This window comes from Azospirillum isscasi (assembly GCF_030849505.1).
GTDB lineage: Bacteria > Pseudomonadota > Alphaproteobacteria > Azospirillales > Azospirillaceae > Azospirillum > Azospirillum isscasi.
The window spans coordinates 1-16,556 of the sequence record NZ_JAUJFI010000068.1 but is presented as its reverse complement, the minus strand read 5'-3'; the positions used below and the strand labels follow the sequence as shown (position 1 = coordinate 16,556).

The following is a 16,556-nucleotide window of genomic DNA, read 5'->3' as shown; positions in this document are numbered from 1 at the left end:
TCCCGCGCGCCTCAGCCCTGCGGGGCCACGGCGCGCGAGGAGGCCGCGGCGATGACCAGCGCCAGCGCGGCGACCAGGGCGAAGGAGAAGCCCACCGTGCTGGCCTCCGCCACGAAGCCGAGAAGGGCCGGGCCGGTCAGGACCCCGGCATAGCCCAGCGTCGCCACCGCCGCGATGGCCGGGCCGGCGTCGCCTTCCGATTTGGCGCCGGCGGCGCTGAACAGAACCGGCACCACGTTCGACAGGCCGATGCCGGTCAGCCCGAACCCGGCCACCGCCACCACCGGCCCGCCCCCGGTCAGCGCCACCGCCAGCCCGGCGAAGGCCAGCACGGCCCCGGCGCGGACCAGCACCGGCCCGCCGAACCGCTGGCGCAGCCGGTCGCCGCAGAAGCGGCCCACCGCCATGGCCCCGGAAAACACGGCGAAGCCCAGCGCCGCGATGGACGCCGCGCCGCCCAGATCCTCGCGCAGATAGACGGCGCTCCAGTCCAGGATCGCGCCCTCGCTCATGAAGGCCAGGAAGGTCAGCGCGCCCAGCAGCAGCGTGCCGCGGTCGGGCAGGGCGAGGCCCGCCGGCTCCGCCCGCCGGTCGGCCCCGCCGGGCAGGAAGCGGCGGTGCAAAGCGAAGAACAGCACCAGCAGCGCCGCCGCGAGGACGGACGCCTGGACCGGCGGTGGCAGGATTTGCAGCAGCAGCCCGCCCGCCCCGGCGCCGAACAGGCCGCCCAGGCTCCACATGCCGTGCAGCGACGACATGATGGGCCGCCCCAGATGCCGCTCCACCAGCGCGCCGTGGGCGTTCATCGCCACGTCCATCGTTCCGCCCGCCGCCCCGAACAGGAACAGCACCGCGCACAGCGACGGCAGGTCCGGCATCAGCGCCGGCAACGGCAGGATCGCGGCGAAGGCCAGGGCGGTGCCGCGGATCACCGGGGCGCTGCCGACGCGGCCCAGCAGCGCGCCGGTGCCGACCATCGCCGTCAGCGCCCCGGCGGCGAGGCACAGCAGGGCGAGGCCGAGCACGCCGGGGCTGAGGTCCAGATGATCCTTGATCGCCGGGATCTGGGTGGCCCAGACGCCGAAGACGGAACCGTTGACGAAGAAGGCCGCCAGGGACGCCAGCCGCGCCCCCGGCGCGCGGTCCGAATATTCCCGCATGGTGAAATCCTGCGTTGCGGCCTGCATGGTTCCCCGCACCCGTCCCGTTGCCCCGATGAAGGGGCCAGATGCGGCAGGGGCGCGCGGGAATCAAGGCCGCGCGCCGCAGGGCACCCTTGCGCCGGGCGGCAGGAACCGGAAAAGACGGGCCCTGAAACGGCGAAAGCCCCGGCGGCGGGCCGGGGCTTCCGTCTGCGGCCTTCGGGCCGGTTCGGGCAGTGCGCGCTGGATCAGTGCGCGCCGGAATGGTTGCCGGCGTTGCGGGTCAGCGTGTTGGACTTGCCCCCGACGATGAAGCGCGACAGGTAGGTCGGCAGCACCACCTCGCAGCTCGACAGGTGCGCGATGCCCAGATCCTTGAAGCCCAGGGCGCCCGGAGCGGCGACGTTGTCGGTCTTCAGCATCTCCACCTGGTCGCGGGTCAGCGGCGGGGCGACGATCGGCGGCACCTTCTCCAGCAGGCCGCCCAGCTTCTCCGCCACGCTCCACGGAACCGGGACGAGCAGGCGCTTGCGGCGGATCTCCTGCAGCATGAGCTGCATCAGCTCCTTGAAGGTGTAGACGCGCGGGCCGCCCAGCTCGTAGGTCCGGCCGACCGCCGAGTCCAGCGTCGCGGCGGCGGCGATGGCGTCGGCCAGATCGCCGACATAGACCGGCTGGAACCGCGTCGCCCCGCCGATCAGCGGCAGCGCCGGGGAGACCTGCGCCATGGCCGCGAACTTGTTGAAGATGCCGTCCTCCGGCCCGAAGACGATGCTGGGACGGATGATGGTGGCGCCGGGGAAGGCGTCCCGCACGGCCTGCTCGCCCGCCGCCTTGGACTTGGCGTAGGCCGCGGGGGCCTTGGCGTCGGCACCGATGGCGGAGACGTGGACCAGACGCTGCACGCCGCTGGCCTTGGCGATGCGGGCGATGCGCGCGGCGGCGTCGACGTGCACGGTCTGGAAGCTCCAGGCCCCGCGCTCGTACAGCGTGCCGATCAGGTTGATGACGGTGTCGGCGCCCTGGATGGCCCGGGCGACGGACCGGTCGTCCTTCACGTCGGCGGCCATCGGCACGATCTGCCCGACCGAGCCGGCGGTCTTCAGGAAATTGGCCTGATTCGGATGGCGCGACACGACGCGCACGATGGCGCCGGTCTTGGCGAGGCGGCGAATGAGATGGCGGCCGACGAATCCCGAACCGCCGAACACCGTGACCACTTCAGAGCGATAGGACATCGACCTTCTCCCGTGCCGTTGGGCCCGCAAAACCCTTGCTTCGGTATTTTCCTCCGAACCGCCGCCCAGCGGAGCTGCGGCGGTCGGATCGGGGGTTGCTTATATAGAAACCTCCCCGAAGAGGCTAGGGCCTGACGCGCCGCACGCGGCCCATTTCGCGCCCGGTTCCGCGCCTGGGGGCGGTTTCCGTCCGGCGGTGAAAAAAGCTGTTGACGGGGATCCGCCAGACGGCTACATAAGCGGCCCACACCGAGCCCAGGTGGCGGAATTGGTAGACGCGCAGGTTTCAGGTACCTGTGGCAGAAATGTCGTGGAAGTTCGAGTCTTCTCCTGGGCACCATATCTACCCGGCTGCGCCGCATGCTACGGACCTCCCCCCGGCGGGGACGGAAAGGTAGCAGAGCGGCGTTCGTCGTTTCTGGGGTCCGTGGCCGGGGGCCGTCCACCTGAGCGGGAAGCCTCCCAATGCCCATCGACCTTCATGACGGCGACCTGCCGGACGGTCTCGACCTGAAATCCCTGGCCCGCGGCGGCGCCGTCGCCATCGACACCGAGACCATGGGGCTGAACCCCCACCGCGACCGGCTGTGCCTGGTCCAGCTTTCCCCCGGCGACGGCACGGTGCATCTGGTCCAGTTCCGCCAGGGCCGGTACGACGCGCCGAACCTGAGGCGCCTGCTGGCCGACCCCGAAGTCACCAAGCTGTTCCACTTCGCCCGTTTCGACGTGGCGGTGATGCAGGCCTATCTGGGCGTCGTCTGCCAGCCGGTCTACTGCACCAAGGTCGCGTCCAAGCTGGTCCGCACCTTCACCGACAAGCACGGGCTGAAGGATCTGGTGAAGGATCTGCTGGGGGTCGAGCTGTCCAAGCAGCAGCAGTCCTCCGACTGGGGTGCGCCGGAACTGACGCCGGAGCAGATGAAGTACGCCGCCTCCGACGTGCTGCACCTGCATGACCTGAAGGAAAAGCTGGACGTCATGCTGGCGCGCGAGGGGCGGAGCCATCTCGCAAAGGCCTGCTTCGACTTCCTGCCGGCCCGCGGGGAACTGGATCTGGGCGGTTGGGAGCAGCCGGACATTCTGTCGCACTGAAAACCGGGCCGGTGGAATAGGCCGGACCTTTCGGACGTTGATTTGACCGGACGCGCGCGGGTGGGCATACTGCCCGCGCGGTGGCAGGCCCGTTGTTGCGTATAGGCGGCCTGCCTGCCGGAGTACCCGCTTTCGGCCCCCCTGGGCCAAACAGAAGAGGCAAGAGCCGCCTTGACGAGCCTGACCGCAGCCAGCCTGATCGATTGCCCGGCGGACGCCACCGCGTCCGGCGGCGCCATATCCAATATCAGGGCGTCCGATGCCGGGGCGTCCGATGCCGGGGATGGCGGCGACATCGCCAGCGCGCGGCGCGTCCTGCGCATGGAGGCCGATGCCCTGACCGCGCTGGCCGACGGGCTGGACGGCGCCTTCGTCCGCGCGCTGGACCGGCTGGCCGGGATCGCGGGCCGGGTCGTCGTCTCCGGCATGGGCAAATCCGGCCATGTGGCGCGCAAGATCGCCGCGACGCTGGCCTCCACCGGAACGCCGGCCTTCTTCGTCCATCCGGGCGAGGCGAGCCACGGCGACCTCGGCATGATCGCCCGGCAGGACGCGGTGATCGCCCTGTCCAATTCCGGCGAGACGCACGAGCTGTCGGACATCGTCGCCTACACCCGCCGGTTCGAGATCCCGCTGATCGGCATCACCCGCCGCGCCGGCTCCTCGCTGGCGGAGCAGTCGGACGTGGCGCTCATCCTGCCGCCCGCCCCGGAAGCCTGCCCGCTGGGGCTGGCCCCGACCACGTCGAGCACGATGATGCTGGCGCTGGGCGACGCCCTGGCGGTGGCGCTGCTGGAGCGGCGCGGCTTCACGGCGGCGGACTTCAAGCAGTTCCACCCCGGCGGGCAGCTCGGGCGGGCGCTGCTGAAGGTGACCGACGTGATGCACAAGGGGGACGGCATGCCGCTGTGCGCCTTGGATACGCCGCTTTCCACGGTCATCTTCGAGATGACGGCCAAGCGGCTGGGCTGCGTGGGCGTGCTGGACGCCTCGGGCGCGCTGGCCGGGGTCATCACCGACGGCGACCTGCGCCGCCACCTGACGCCCGAGCTGTGGACGGAGCGCGCGGACAGCATCATGTCGCCACGCCCCAAGACGATCCGGCCCAAGGCACTGGTCGAGGAGGCGCTGCGGGAAATGAACGCGAAGCAGATCACCAGCCTGTTCGTGGTGGAGGCGGACCGGCCGCTCGGTGTTGTGCACATTCACGATTGCCTGCGCGCCGGGGCGGCGTGACGGGCAGCCGGAGGACGGTGACGCCATGGACAGCGATCTGAAGAACCGGACGGTGGAAACGGAGAAGCGTCGCGCCGATGCGCCTTCCCTCGCCGCGCAGCTCATGGCCTCACAGGGGGCCTCACAGGGGGCCTCACAGGGGGCCTCGCAGGGGTCGCAGCAGGGCGGCGAGCCCGCCAAGCGCGTGCACCGGCGCCGGGAGATCCGCCCGGTCAGCCGCGTCTACAGCCGGTTCGTGACCGGAATGAAGTTCGCGCTGCCGGCGCTGGCGCTGGCCGTGATGGCGCTGATCGCCGTCTGGCCCTCGCTGACCGAGCTGCCGACCCTGCGCATCTCCGCCGACAAGGGCCAGCTCGAAATGATCAAGCCGCGCTACATCGCGGTGGACGAATCCAACCAGCCCTTCTCCCTGGTGGCGGTCAAGGCCGACCGGATCGCCGACCAGCCGGACATCGTCCTGCTGGACCAGCCGGAGGCGGAGATGACCCAGGCCGACGGCACCTGGGTGACCATCCGGTCCGACAAGGGCTGGTACAACCAGGTCACCGGCATCCTGAAGATGCGCGGCCACGTCCGCGTGATGCGCGACGACGGCGACGAATTCACCACCGAAGAAGCGGAATCCGACATCCGCAAGGGCACCGCCTGGGGCGACGTCCATGTCGTGGGCCAGGGATCGCAGGGCGTGATCAACGCCGAAGGCTTCCGCCTGACCGACCGCGGCAAGACGATGGTGTTCCTGAACCAGTCCAAGGCCGACGTCCAGGCCGCCGAAAGCCCCGGAGGAAAGACCCGTTGAGCGCCGCCACCCGTGCAGCCATCTTTGCGGCCCCGCTGCTGGCCGCGATCCTTCTGCTGCCGGGGGCGTCCGTCCCGGCGGCGGCCCAGGGGCTGCCCGGCCTCGGCGGCGGCCCCAACCCGGTGGAGGTCGACGCCGATCAGGCCATCGAATGGCACCAGGACGTGCGCGCCTATGTGGCGCGCGGCAACGCCTCGGCCAAGCGCAACGACAGCACCGTCTTCGCCGACGTGCTGACCGCCTATTACCGCGAGGTGCCCGGCAAGGGGAACGAGGTGTTCCAGCTCCTCGCCGAAGGCAACGTGCGCATCGTCAGCCCGACCCAGGAGGTGTTCGGCGAGCGCGGCGTCTACGACGTGGACAAGCAGGTGGCGGTGGTCACCGGGCGGAACCTGAAGCTGGTCACCCGCACCGACATCGTGACGGCGCGCGACACGCTGGAATATTACGAGGCCAGGAACCTGACGGTGGCCCGCGGCGACGCCGTGGCCGTGCGGATTTCCAACGGCGACCGGCTGCGCGCCGACATCCTGATCGGCCAGTTGAAGAAGATGCCGGACGGCTCGACCCAGATGGAGCGGATCGACGGCGCCGGCAGCGTGGTGGTGACCACCGCGACCGACGTGGCGCTGTCGGACAAGCTGGTCTATTCGGTGGCGGACGACACCGCGGTGCTGCTCGGCAACGTGAAGATCACCCGCAACGACAACCAGCTCAACGGCGACGCCGCCGAGATGAACATGAAGACGAAGGTCAACCGGGTGATCGCCGGCCCCGCCACCGGCGGGCGGGTGATGGGCCTGCTGATCCCCGGCCAGGAGCAGGGCGCACCGGGCGCCGCTCCCGCCGGCCAGGGCGGCAAGCCCACTGCACCAGCGGGCGGCAAGCCCGCCGCGAAGCCCTGACCGACCCGGCAGCGAATCAATGACCATGGACATCGAAGACCGGGACCTCGGCGGCCCGACCCTTTCCGCCCCGAACACGTCGACCCACCCGGCGGACCATCCCGCCGCCGACGCGCGCCCGACCGAAGGGCTGGTGGCCCGGCATCTGGGCAAGGCGTACAAGAAGCGCCCCGTCGTCCGCGACGTGACCGTGACGGTCCAGCGCGGCGAGGCGGTCGGGCTGCTCGGCCCCAACGGGGCGGGCAAGACGACCTGCTTCTACATGATCACCGGGCTGATCGCCGCCGATTCCGGCACCATCCTGCTGGACGGCCAGGACATCACGGCGCTGCCCATGTACCGCCGCGCGCGGCTGGGCATCGGCTATCTGCCGCAGGAGGCGTCGATCTTCCGCGGCATGTCGGTGGAGAACAACATCCGCGCCGTGCTGGAGGTGGTGGAGCCCAACCGCGACGTCCGCGAGCAGATGCTGGACGAGCTGCTGGCGGAATTCTCCATCACCCACCTGCGCCGCGCCCCGGCGCTGGCCCTGTCGGGCGGCGAGCGGCGGCGCGTGGAGATCGCCCGCGCGCTGGCCTCCCAGCCGCATTTCATCCTGCTCGACGAACCGCTGGCCGGCATCGACCCGATCGCGGTGAACGACATCCGCGAACTGGTCAGCCATCTGCGCGACCGCGGCATCGGCGTTCTGATCACGGACCACAACGTCCGCGAAACGCTCGACCTCGTCGATCGGGCATACATCTTGCACGATGGTGTGGTACTAATGGAGGGAGAGCCGTCGGAGATCGTGGCGCACGAGGATGTGCGCCGGGTCTACCTCGGCGACCGGTTCAGCCTCTAGTGCGGTTTCCCTGCCCATGGCGCTCAGCCAACGTCTCGATCTTCGTCAGTCCCAATCCCTGGTGATGACTCCGCAGTTGCAGCAGGCCATCAAGCTGCTGCAACTGTCGAACATCGAACTGTCGGATTTCGTGGACCGCGAGATCGAGCAGAACCCCCTTCTGGAACGCGACGGCGGCCCCGGCGAAGGCGGCGGCGATGCCGCGGGTGACGGTGGGGGTGGCGACGGAGGCGAGCGGGGCGTGGTGGATCTCGCCGCACCGGAGGAGCGCCAGCCGCCGATGACCGACGGGCGCACCCGCGACACGGTGGAAATGACGGCGTCGGAGACGATGGGGTCGGCCTCCGACGCGCCGCTCGACACCGATTTCGAGAACGTCTATTCCGACGACCGCTTTTCCGACGGCACGGACGGCTCCAGCGACGTCTACGGTTCCTGGCAGGAGCGCGGCGGGCGCGGCGGATTCGAGGACGACGACTCCAACCTGGAAGCCACCCTGTCCGGCCAGAAGAGCCTGCGCGACCATCTGACCGAACAGTTGAAGATCGACCTGCCGGACCTTGGCGACCAGCTTATCGGCCTGGCCCTGATCGACATGCTGGACGAGGCCGGCTGGATCACCGGGCTGGAGATCGACGAGCTGGCCGGGCAGCTCGGCTGCGAGCCGGCGCGGGTGGAGCGGGTGCTCGCCGCCTGCCAGCGCTTCGACCCGCCGGGCATCTTCGCGCGGTCGCTGAAGGAATGCCTGGCGATCCAGCTCCGCGAGAAGAACCGCTTCGACCCGGCCATGGAGGCCCTGCTCGACCATCTGGAGCTTCTGGCGGCGCGCAACCTGCCGGCGCTGATGAAGGTCTGCGGCGTGGACGCCGAGGACATCGCCGACATGGTGTCGGAGATCCGCAAGCTGAACCCCAAGCCGGCGCTCAGCTTCGACCACACCCCGGCCCAGCTCGTCACCCCCGACATCCTGATGCGCGCCAACCCCGGCGGCGGCTGGCTGATCGACCTGAACCCGGACACCCTGCCACGGGTGCTGGTCAACCACCGCTATTTCGCGCGCATTTCCGGCACCACCCGCAACAAGGCGGACAAGGACTACATCACCGAGCGGTTCCAGTCGGCCAACTGGCTGGTCAAGTCGCTGCACCAGCGCGCCACCACCATTTTGAAGGTGGCCGGCGAAATCATCCGCCAGCAGGACGCCTTCTTCATCCATGGCGTCTCGCATCTGAAGCCGCTGATCCTGCGCGACATCGCCGAGGCCATCGGCATGCACGAGAGCACGGTCAGCCGCGTCACGACCAACAAGTTCATGGCGACGCCGCGCGGCGTGTTCGAGCTGAAATACTTCTTCACCTCCGCCATCCAGGGGGCGGATGGGCAGGCGGCCCACTCGGCGGAGGCCGTCCGTTACCGCATCAAGGCGATGATCGACGCGGAAAAGCCGGACGACGTGCTGTCGGACGATAAAATCGTCGAAATCCTGCGCGGCGAAGGGATCGACATTGCGCGCCGGACGGTCGCGAAGTATCGTGAAGCGATGCGCATTCCGTCATCGGTGCAGCGACGCCGTGCCAAGATGTCACGCATGTAACCGGGCCGGGAGGGGGCCGTCCTTGATTGACAGCCCATACCGCCGTCACTATGGTCCCCGTCCGCACGTGGCGGCCTTCCGTCGTCCTATGTCCATCGCGGACCAGATTGGAAACATCCCAAAATGCAACTGACCGTCAAAGGCAAGCAGCTTGACGTTGGCGATGCTCTGCGCAGCCATGTCGCGGACAGCCTGAACTCCGTCGTCGGCAAGTACTTCAACAAGCCGATCGAGGCCAACGTCGTCCTGACGCGCGAAGCGCACCTGTTCAAGGCCGACATCCAGGTCCATGTCGGTCGTGGGATCGTCCTGCAGAGCGCCTCCGACGCCACCGAGCCGTATCCGGCCTTCGACACCGCGTGCGAGAAGCTGGCCAAGCGCCTGCGCCGCTACAAGAGCCGCCTGCGCAACCACCACACCGCCGAAGCCGCCGTGCAGGAAGCCGTCCCGGCCCGCTACCAGATCCTGGAAGCGGAGAAGGACGAGGCCCATGTGGAGAGCGACGAGGCCGCCGCCGAGCCGGCGCAGCCCATGGTCATCGCCGAAATGGAAACCACCATCGCGACCCTGGCGGTCAGCGAGGCGGTGATGCGCCTGGAACTGGCCGACGCCCCGGCCCTGCTGTTCCGCAACGGCGCCCATGGTGGCCTGAACCTGGTCTACCGCCGCGCCGATGGCAACATCGGTTGGGTGGACCCGGCGGAGAAGGCTGGCGCCTGAGTCCGGTCTTCGTATCAACCACATCCGTAGCGTCATGCTCGATCTCATCACGCCGCACGCCATTCTCCCGAACCTCAAGGCCGGCAGCAAAAAGCAGGCCCTGCAGGACTTGGCGCGCAAGGCGGCCGAGCTGACCGGCCAGCACGAACGGGCGATTTTCGACGTCCTGCTGGAACGCGAGCGGTTGGGCACCACCGGCGTGGGCCATGGCATCGCCATCCCGCACGGCAAGCTGTCCAACCTCGACCGCGTCCACGGCGTCTTCGCCCGGCTGGAGCGGCCCATCGACTTCGATGCGATCGATGAGCAACCGGTCGATCTTATTTTCCTGCTGTTGGCTCCGGATCATGCCGGTGCCGACCATCTGAAGGCGCTGGCCCGTGTGTCGCGCCTGCTGCGCGACCAGTCCATGTGCGAAAAGCTGCGCGGTTCGGACTCGGCGGACGCGATCTACGCGCTGCTGACCCAGCACGAAGCCAGCCACGCGGCGTAACAAGCGTCTCGGTGGACAACGGGAACGGGAGGGCCGGCGGCTCTCCCGTTTTTCGTTTCGGGCATGCGGTGGGCTCCCACCCCAACCCTCCCCCGCTGGGCGGGGGAGGGCTTCAAGCCCCCTCCACGCGTACGCATGCACGTACGCCGGCACCCCGTACGTTCAGGCCCGCTCGGCCCAGCCCATGTAGTTCACGTCGAGATCGCGCGGGTTCAGGCGGAACTCGTCGGACAGCGGGTTGTAGGTGATGCCCGTCAGGTCGCGGATCGCCAGCCCTTCCGCGCGGACGGCGGCGGCCAGCTCGCCGGGGCGCAGGAACTGGCGCCAGTTGTGGGTGCCGCGGGGCAGCCAGCGCAGGATGTACTCCGCCCCGACGATGGCCAGGGCGAAGGATTTCGGCGTGCGGTTCAGCGTCGCCAAAAACAGCGCGCCGCCCGGCGCCAGAAGCTCGGCGCAGGATTTCACGAACAGCGGCACGTCGGCGACATGCTCGATCACCTCCATCGCCAGCACGGCGTCGAAGCGCTCGCCGGTCGCCGCCAGGGCTTCGGCGGTGGTGGCGCGGTAATCGACGGGGGTCCCGGTCTCCGCGGCGTGGGCGGCGGCGGTGCGCACGTTCCGCTCCGCCGCGTCCACCCCGACCACGGTGGCGCCCATGCGGGCCACCGGCTCGGACAGCAGCCCGCCGCCGCAGCCGATGTCCACGATGCGCAGGCCCTTCAGCGGCTCCGCCGCCAGCGGGTCGCGGCCGAAGCGGCGGCACAGCGTGTCGCGGATGTAGGCCAGCCGCAGCGGGTTCAGCCGGTGCAGGGGCCGGAACTTGCCCGTGGGGTCCCACCATTCCGCCGCGATGGCCGAAAAGCGGGCGATGTCCTCGGGGTCGACAGTGCCTGCGGGGCCTGCGGTTCCGGCGGTCGCGGTCATGAAAGAAATCCCGTATGCTTGGTTTGCGGAAACAATTGCGGGGCGAACTTGCCTCGCTGTGAGCGACAGAGTATGGATACGCCGCCCCGCGCCGGCAACGGTAGAGCGGGGGCGCGGACTGCCGGCTTTTGTGCCGGCCCAGACATGGTGTGAGGTATGGCGCGGATCGTCCTCAAGTTCGGCGGCACGTCGGTCGGCGACATCGACCGCATCAAGAACGTGGCCCGAAAGGTCGAGCAGGAAGTGAAGGCGGGCCACCAGGTGGCCGTCGTCGTGTCGGCGATGTCCGGCGTGACCAACCAGCTCGTGAAATACTGCAACGACATCGACAAGCTGCACGACGCGCGCGAGTACGACGCCATCGTCGCTTCGGGCGAACAGGTGACCTCCGGTCTCCTCGCCATCGCGCTGCAGTCGCTCGGCATCCAGGCGCGGTCCTGGCTCGGCTGGCAGATCCCCATCTACAGCGACGAGACGCACGGCAAGGCGCGCATCGTGTCGATCGACACGGCGGAGCTGGACAAGCGGATGGACACCGGCGAGGTCGCCGTGGTCGCCGGTTTCCAGGGCGTGACCGAGAACGGGCGCATCACCACGCTGGGCCGCGGCGGTTCCGACACCTCGGCGGTGGCCCTGGCGGCGGCGCTGAAGGCGGACCGCTGCGACATCTACACCGACGTGGACGGCGTCTACACCACCGACCCGCGCATCGTCTCCAAGGCCCGCAAGCTCTCCAAGATCACCTACGAGGAGATGCTGGAGCTGGCGTCACAGGGGGCGAAGGTCCTCCAGACCCGCTCGGTCGAGATGGCGATGAACCACCGCGTGCGCGTGCAGGTTCTGTCGAGCTTCGAGGAGGCCGCCGGCAGCGCGCTTCCCGGTACCCTTGTTGTTGACGAGGACGAGATCGTGGAAAAGGAAGTTGTGAGCGGCATCGCCTACAGCCGCGACGAGGCGAAGATCACCCTCATCGGCGTCGCCGACCGTCCGGGCGTGGCGGCCAGCATCTTCGGCCCGCTGACCGACAACGCCGTCAACGTGGACATGATCGTCCAGAACGTGTCGGAAGACGGCAAGTCCACCGACCTGACCTTCACGGTCGGCAAGGCCGACGTCGCCCGCGCCGTGAAGGTGCTGGAGGACGCGAAGGCCGAGCTGAACTACCAGCGCCTCGCCTCCGACGCCAACGTGGTGAAGGTGTCGGTGATCGGCGTCGGCATGCGCAGCCACGCCGGCGTCGCGCAGCGCATGTTCAAGGCGCTGGCCGACAAGGGCATCAACATCCAGGTCATCTCCACCTCCGAGATCAAGATCTCCGTCCTGATCGCCGAGGAGTATGCGGAGCTGGCGCTGCGCGCGCTGCACACCGCCTACGGGCTGGACGCGGCCTGAGCCGCGGGGAAAGGGGAGAGGCGGCGATGACCGACGCCACATCCGATGGGGCGGCAGGCGTCCGACTCGACCGGCTGTGGGCGCGGGGCTGCGCCTTCCTCGGCACGCGCACGGCCATCATGGGCGGTGCGATGAGCTGGGTGTCGGAACGCCACCTCGTCTCCGCCATCTCCAACGCCGGGGGCTTCGGCGTGCTGGCCTGCGGCTCGATGCCGCCGGACCTGCTGGCGGCGGAGATCGCCGCCACGCGGGCGCTGACCGCGCAGCCCTTCGGCGTCAACCTCATCAACATGCACCCGGACCTGGACCGTCTGATCGACGTCTGCCGGGAGCAGGGGGTGAGCCATGTGGTGGTCGCCGGGGGCTTCCCGTCCGGCGCCACCATCAAGCGGATCAAGGACGGCGGCGCCCGCGCCATGACCTTCGCCCCGACGCTGGTCAGCGGCAAGCGGATGGTGAAGCTGGGAATCGACGCCCTGGTGATCGAGGGCACGGAGGCCGGCGGCCACATCGGCCCCGTCTCCACCACCGTCCTGGCCCAGGAAATCCTGCCCGACCTGCGCGAGGTCCCGGTCTTCGTCGCCGGCGGCATCGGGCGCGGCGAGGCCATCCTGTCCTATCTGGAGCAGGGGGCGGCGGGCGTGCAGATCGGCACCCGCTTCGTCTGCGCCACCGAATCGATCGCGCACCCGCGTTTCAAGCAGGTCTTCATCCGGGCCTCGGCGCGCGACGCCCAGGCGTCGGTGCAGATCGACCCGCGGTTCCCGGTGATCCCGGTGCGGGCGCTGGCCAACGCCGGGTCCAAGCGCTTCATGGAGCTTCAGCGCGAGGTCATCGCCCGCGTGGACCGCGGCGAGACGACGCGCGACGAAGGCATCCTGGAGATCGAGCATTTCTGGGCCGGCGCGCTGCGCCGCGCGGTGATCGACGGCGACGTTGACAGCGGATCGCTGATGGCCGGGCAGAGCGTCGGGCTGGTCACGCGCGAACAGCCGGTGGCCGACATCATCGCCGACCTGATCGTCCAGGCCGAATCGGCGCTGGCCGCCCGCTGCCCGCAAGCCCATGCCGGCGAGCAGCCGGCCATACTGGGGGCCGCCTGATGAGCGGCGTCCTGGGCGACATCCCCGCCGGTTCGCCGGGCTTCGACGGCGCCGCCTCGCGCCGGCTGCTGGCGCGGCTGCGCGACGTCATGGCGGGGTCCGGCTCCGGCCAGGAGCGGCTGGACAAGATCGTCACGCTGATCGGCATGGAGATGGGGGCGGACGTCTGCTCCTGCTACGTCATGCGGGCGGGCGAGGTTCTTGAGCTGTTCTCCACCGTCGGCCTGAACCAGGACGCCGTGCACAACACCCGCCTGCGCGTGGGCGAGGGCATCGTCGGCGACATCGCCGGCCACGCGCGGCCCATCGCGCTGGACAACGCGCCGTCGCACCCCAGCTTCGCCTACCGCCCGGAAACCGGGGAGGACCCGTTCCTCTCGCTGGCCGGCGTGCCGATCCTGCGCGGCGGCAAGGTCCGCGGCGTCCTGGTCATCCAGCACAAGGACCGCCGACGCTACACCGAGGTCGAGGTCGAGACGCTCCAGACCATCGCCATGGTGGTGGCCGAACTGGTCGCCCAGGGCGAACTGGTCAACCCGCAGGAGGTCGCCTCCACCGGCGATCCGGCGCTGCTTCCGGCCCGCCTGTCGGGCACGGCGCTGGCCAACGGTCTGGCGATGGGGCTGGCGGTGATCCACCGCCCGCAGCTCACCATCCGCCAGATGGTGGCCGAGGATGCGGAGAGCGAGCTGGGGCGGCTGAACGCCGCCATCGCCACCATGCACAGCGCCATCGACGACCTGCTGAACGCGGCGGCGCTGGCAGGGCTGAGCGAGCCCAAGGACATCCTGGAAACCTACCGCATGTTCGCGGAGGACCGCGGGTGGCTGTCGCGCATCCGCGAGGCGATCCGCATGGGGCTGACGGCGGAAGCCGCGGTGCAGCAGGTGCAGAACGACACCCGCGCCCGCATGAGCCACCTGACGGACCCCTACATCCGCGAACGGCTGCTCGATCTGGAGGACCTGACCAACCGGCTGCTCCAGCACCTCGCGGGGCGCAAGTCGGAGGCCGACGGCGGCACCCTGCCGGACGACATCATCCTGGTCGCCCGCTCCATGGGGCCGGCGGAGCTGCTGGACTACGACCAGCGCCGCCTGCGCGGCGTGATCCTGGAGGAAGGTTCGCCGTCCAGCCACGTCTGCATCGTGGCCCGCGCGCTGAACATCCCGGTGGTGCAGGCGCCGGACGCGCTGAGCCGGATCGAGCCGCTGGACCCGGTGATCGTGGACGGCGACCACGGGCAGGCCTTCGTCCGCCCGGCGGAAGACATCCAGATGGCCTTCGTGGAGGCCGTGGCTCTGCGCGCCCGCAAGGAGGAGATGTACGAGAAGATCCGTGCGCTCCCCTCCGTCACGCGGGACGGCGTGCCGATCTCCATCCAGTTGAACTGCGGCCTGCTGATCGACCTGCCGCATCTGAAGGCCAGCGGGGCGGAGGGCATCGGCCTCTACCGCACCGAAATCCCCTTCATGGTGCGCTCCACCTACCCGGACGTCCACGCGCAGACGGACCTCTATTCCCGCATCCTGGACCAGACCGACGACAAGCCGGTGGTCTTCCGCACGCTGGACGTCGGCGGCGACAAGATGCTGCCCTACATCGCGGCGAGCGAGGGGGAGGAGAACCCGGCGCTCGGCTGGCGGGCCATCCGCATCGGGCTGGACCACCCGTCGCTGCTGCGCCAGCAGTTGCGCGCCCTGCTGCGGGCTTCCAGCGGGCGCCCGCTGTCGGTGATGTTCCCCATGATCGCCGAGGTGGCGGAGTTCGACGCCGCCCGCCGCCTGCTCGACCTGGAGGTCACCCGTCTGGAAGGGCAGGGCTTCCCGCCGCCCAGCCGCGTGCGCGTCGGCACGATGATCGAGGTGCCGGCGCTGCTGTGGCAATTGCCGGCGCTGCTGCCGCGGGTGGATTTCCTGTCGGTCGGCTCCAACGACCTGACCCAGTACATCTTCGCCAGCGACCGCGGCAACCCGCGCACCTCCGGGCGTTACGACCCGCTGTCGCCGGCCATGCTCAGCCTGCTGCGGCGGCTGGTGGAAGCCTGCGGCGACGCCGGCGTCCCGGTGAGCATCTGCGGCGAGATGGCGGGCCGCCCGCTGGACGCCATGGCGCTGATCGGCATCGGCTTCCGCTCGCTGTCGATGTCGCCGCCCTCGGTCGGGCCGGTGAAGACCATGCTGCGCTCCCTGGACGTGGCGGCGCTGCGCCAGTACATGGGCGGGCTCTACCAGCGGGGCGACCACAGCCTGCGCGACAAGCTGCGCACCTTCGCCAAGGACCACGGCGTCATCATCTGAGGCGGCTCGACGCCCGGACTTGTTTCATTCCCGGCAGCGGTGTTTTGTTACAACGGTCCCGACGAAGGGCGTATATAAGGCATCCGAGGCGACGGTACGGTTGAGATGATGGGCAAGCGGAAGGTTTTCGGCTCCTACGACCCCGCGCAGGACGGCCCGGCGCAGACCGGCCCCAGCGTGTCCGACACCTTGCGCCAGACGCGCGAGAGTCTCGGCTATGACCTGCGCGAGGTCGCGACGATGCTGCGCATCCGCTACCCCTACCTGCAGGCCATCGAATCGGGCCGCTTCGAGGAGCTGCCGGGCACCGCCTACGCGGCGGGCTTCCTGCGCTCCTACGCGGAATGCCTGGGGCTCGACCCGGACGCCATCATCACCCGCTACAAGGACGAGGCGGCGGGCCGCACGCGCAGCCAGCAGCTCTATTTCCCCACCCCGGTGCCGGAAGGCCGCATCCCCGGCGGCACGGTCCTGCTGGGCACGATGGTGCTTGCGGGCATCGTCTATGGCGGCTGGTACTATCTGTCGGCGACCGACCGCAGCATGGTCGATCTGGTCCCGGCGCTGCCCGACCGGCTGGTCTCGCTGCTCGACACGCTGCCCTTCAATGGCGGCCAGAACGGCGGCCAGAACGGCGGCAGCCAGAACGCCACGGCGCCCGCCCCCGCCGAGTTGCCCGCGGTTCCGGCTCCCACCCCGACCGTGACGGCGGAGGCCCCGTCCGCTCCGGTTGCCGCACCGCCCGCGGCTGGCGGTGCCTCGACGGTGGCGCCC

General features: G+C 69.7%; 15 protein-coding genes and 1 tRNA gene. 13 read left to right on the top strand and 3 right to left on the bottom strand.

The window, feature by feature from the left end; genetic code table 11:
• Positions 1-11 precede the first annotated feature (11 nt).
• Together QSG27_RS15035 and QSG27_RS15030 are read right to left on the bottom strand one after the other, a co-directional pair.
• Positions 12-1,187 (bottom strand): MFS transporter, encoded by a 1,176-nt coding sequence (locus QSG27_RS15035; RefSeq protein WP_306707460.1) that lies wholly within the window; start codon positions 1,185-1,187, stop codon positions 12-14.
• A gap of 203 nt (positions 1,188-1,390) precedes the next feature.
• On the bottom strand, positions 1,391-2,380 hold the full coding sequence (locus tag QSG27_RS15030; RefSeq protein ID WP_306707458.1) for a complex I NDUFA9 subunit family protein: 990 nt from the start codon (positions 2,378-2,380) through the stop codon (positions 1,391-1,393).
• 253 nt (positions 2,381-2,633) lie between these two features.
• Between QSG27_RS15030 and QSG27_RS15025 the strand changes: the two genes are divergently transcribed.
• From QSG27_RS15025 to ptsN, 9 genes are all read left to right on the top strand, one after another.
• A tRNA-Leu gene (locus tag QSG27_RS15025) sits at positions 2,634-2,720 on the top strand.
• A 125-nt stretch (positions 2,721-2,845) separates the two neighbouring features.
• Positions 2,846-3,472 (top strand): ribonuclease D, encoded by a 627-nt coding sequence (locus QSG27_RS15020; protein WP_306707456.1) that lies wholly within the window; start codon positions 2,846-2,848, stop codon positions 3,470-3,472.
• A 171-nt stretch (positions 3,473-3,643) separates the two neighbouring features.
• Positions 3,644-4,708: a KpsF/GutQ family sugar-phosphate isomerase gene (locus QSG27_RS15015; RefSeq protein ID WP_306707454.1), complete on the top strand. Its 1,065-nt coding sequence runs from the start codon at positions 3,644-3,646 to the stop codon at positions 4,706-4,708.
• Positions 4,709-4,733: 25 nt separating this feature from the next.
• Positions 4,734-5,507, top strand: a complete 774-nt coding sequence (gene lptC, locus QSG27_RS15010) for an LPS export ABC transporter periplasmic protein LptC (RefSeq protein WP_306707452.1) — start codon at positions 4,734-4,736, stop codon at positions 5,505-5,507.
• The gene (locus tag QSG27_RS15005) at positions 5,504-6,412 is read left to right on the top strand and encodes an LptA/OstA family protein (protein ID WP_306707450.1); all 909 of its coding nucleotides are present in this window, start codon (positions 5,504-5,506) and stop codon (positions 6,410-6,412) included. Before lptC ends, QSG27_RS15005 begins: the two co-directional genes overlap by 4 nt.
• A gap of 19 nt (positions 6,413-6,431) precedes the next feature.
• Positions 6,432-7,256, top strand: coding sequence for an LPS export ABC transporter ATP-binding protein (gene lptB, locus QSG27_RS15000; RefSeq protein WP_306707448.1), 825 nt, complete (start codon positions 6,432-6,434; stop codon positions 7,254-7,256).
• Between the two features lie 16 nt (positions 7,257-7,272).
• Complete coding sequence (gene rpoN, locus QSG27_RS14995) at positions 7,273-8,850, top strand: RNA polymerase factor sigma-54 (protein ID WP_306707446.1); 1,578 nt, start codon at positions 7,273-7,275, stop codon at positions 8,848-8,850.
• Between the two features lie 123 nt (positions 8,851-8,973).
• Positions 8,974-9,570, top strand: a complete 597-nt coding sequence (hpf, locus tag QSG27_RS14990) for a ribosome hibernation-promoting factor, HPF/YfiA family (protein WP_306707444.1) — start codon at positions 8,974-8,976, stop codon at positions 9,568-9,570.
• Between the two features lie 34 nt (positions 9,571-9,604).
• Positions 9,605-10,063: a PTS IIA-like nitrogen regulatory protein PtsN gene (gene ptsN, locus QSG27_RS14985; RefSeq protein ID WP_306707442.1), complete on the top strand. Its 459-nt coding sequence runs from the start codon at positions 9,605-9,607 to the stop codon at positions 10,061-10,063.
• A 162-nt stretch (positions 10,064-10,225) separates the two neighbouring features.
• Here the strand turns inward: ptsN and ubiG are convergent, their stop codons facing one another.
• Entirely contained in the window at positions 10,226-10,987 is a 762-nt protein-coding gene (gene ubiG, locus QSG27_RS14980; protein WP_306707440.1) for a bifunctional 2-polyprenyl-6-hydroxyphenol methylase/3-demethylubiquinol 3-O-methyltransferase UbiG, read from the bottom strand.
• A gap of 156 nt (positions 10,988-11,143) precedes the next feature.
• Between ubiG and QSG27_RS14975 the strand changes: the two genes are divergently transcribed.
• The 4 genes from QSG27_RS14975 to QSG27_RS14960 all read left to right on the top strand — a co-directional run.
• The gene (locus QSG27_RS14975) at positions 11,144-12,379 is read left to right on the top strand and encodes an aspartate kinase (protein WP_306707438.1); all 1,236 of its coding nucleotides are present in this window, start codon (positions 11,144-11,146) and stop codon (positions 12,377-12,379) included.
• Positions 12,380-12,405: 26 nt separating this feature from the next.
• Positions 12,406-13,482, top strand: coding sequence for an NAD(P)H-dependent flavin oxidoreductase (locus tag QSG27_RS14970; protein WP_306707437.1), 1,077 nt, complete (start codon positions 12,406-12,408; stop codon positions 13,480-13,482).
• A complete protein-coding gene (ptsP, locus tag QSG27_RS14965; protein WP_306707435.1) occupies positions 13,482-15,782 on the top strand; it encodes a phosphoenolpyruvate--protein phosphotransferase in 2,301 nt (766 codons plus the stop codon). The genes QSG27_RS14970 and ptsP overlap by 1 nt, the downstream gene beginning before the upstream one ends.
• Before the next feature lie 105 nt (positions 15,783-15,887).
• On the top strand, positions 15,888-16,556 hold a 669-nt coding region (locus QSG27_RS14960; protein WP_306707433.1), incomplete at its 3' end, for a helix-turn-helix domain-containing protein.

What these genes read in the sequence shown, in the direction of transcription:
- QSG27_RS15035 (WP_306707460.1), bottom strand. Translation starts at nt 1,187, where the DNA reads ATGCAGGCCGCAACGCAGGATTTCACCATGCGGGAATATTCGGACCGC.
- QSG27_RS15030 (WP_306707458.1), bottom strand. Translation starts at nt 2,380, where the DNA reads ATGTCCTATCGCTCTGAAGTGGTCACGGTGTTCGGCGGTTCGGGATTC.
- QSG27_RS15020 (WP_306707456.1), top strand. Translation starts at nt 2,846, where the DNA reads ATGCCCATCGACCTTCATGACGGCGACCTGCCGGACGGTCTCGACCTG.
- lptC (WP_306707452.1), top strand. Translation starts at nt 4,734, where the DNA reads ATGGACAGCGATCTGAAGAACCGGACGGTGGAAACGGAGAAGCGTCGC.
- lptB (WP_306707448.1), top strand. Translation starts at nt 6,432, where the DNA reads ATGACCATGGACATCGAAGACCGGGACCTCGGCGGCCCGACCCTTTCC.
- rpoN (WP_306707446.1), top strand. Translation starts at nt 7,273, where the DNA reads ATGGCGCTCAGCCAACGTCTCGATCTTCGTCAGTCCCAATCCCTGGTG.
- hpf (WP_306707444.1), top strand. Translation starts at nt 8,974, where the DNA reads ATGCAACTGACCGTCAAAGGCAAGCAGCTTGACGTTGGCGATGCTCTG.
- ptsN (WP_306707442.1), top strand. Translation starts at nt 9,605, where the DNA reads ATGCTCGATCTCATCACGCCGCACGCCATTCTCCCGAACCTCAAGGCC.
- ubiG (WP_306707440.1), bottom strand. Translation starts at nt 10,987, where the DNA reads ATGACCGCGACCGCCGGAACCGCAGGCCCCGCAGGCACTGTCGACCCC.
- QSG27_RS14975 (WP_306707438.1), top strand. Translation starts at nt 11,144, where the DNA reads ATGGCGCGGATCGTCCTCAAGTTCGGCGGCACGTCGGTCGGCGACATC.
- QSG27_RS14970 (WP_306707437.1), top strand. Translation starts at nt 12,406, where the DNA reads ATGACCGACGCCACATCCGATGGGGCGGCAGGCGTCCGACTCGACCGG.
- ptsP (WP_306707435.1), top strand. Translation starts at nt 13,482, where the DNA reads ATGAGCGGCGTCCTGGGCGACATCCCCGCCGGTTCGCCGGGCTTCGAC.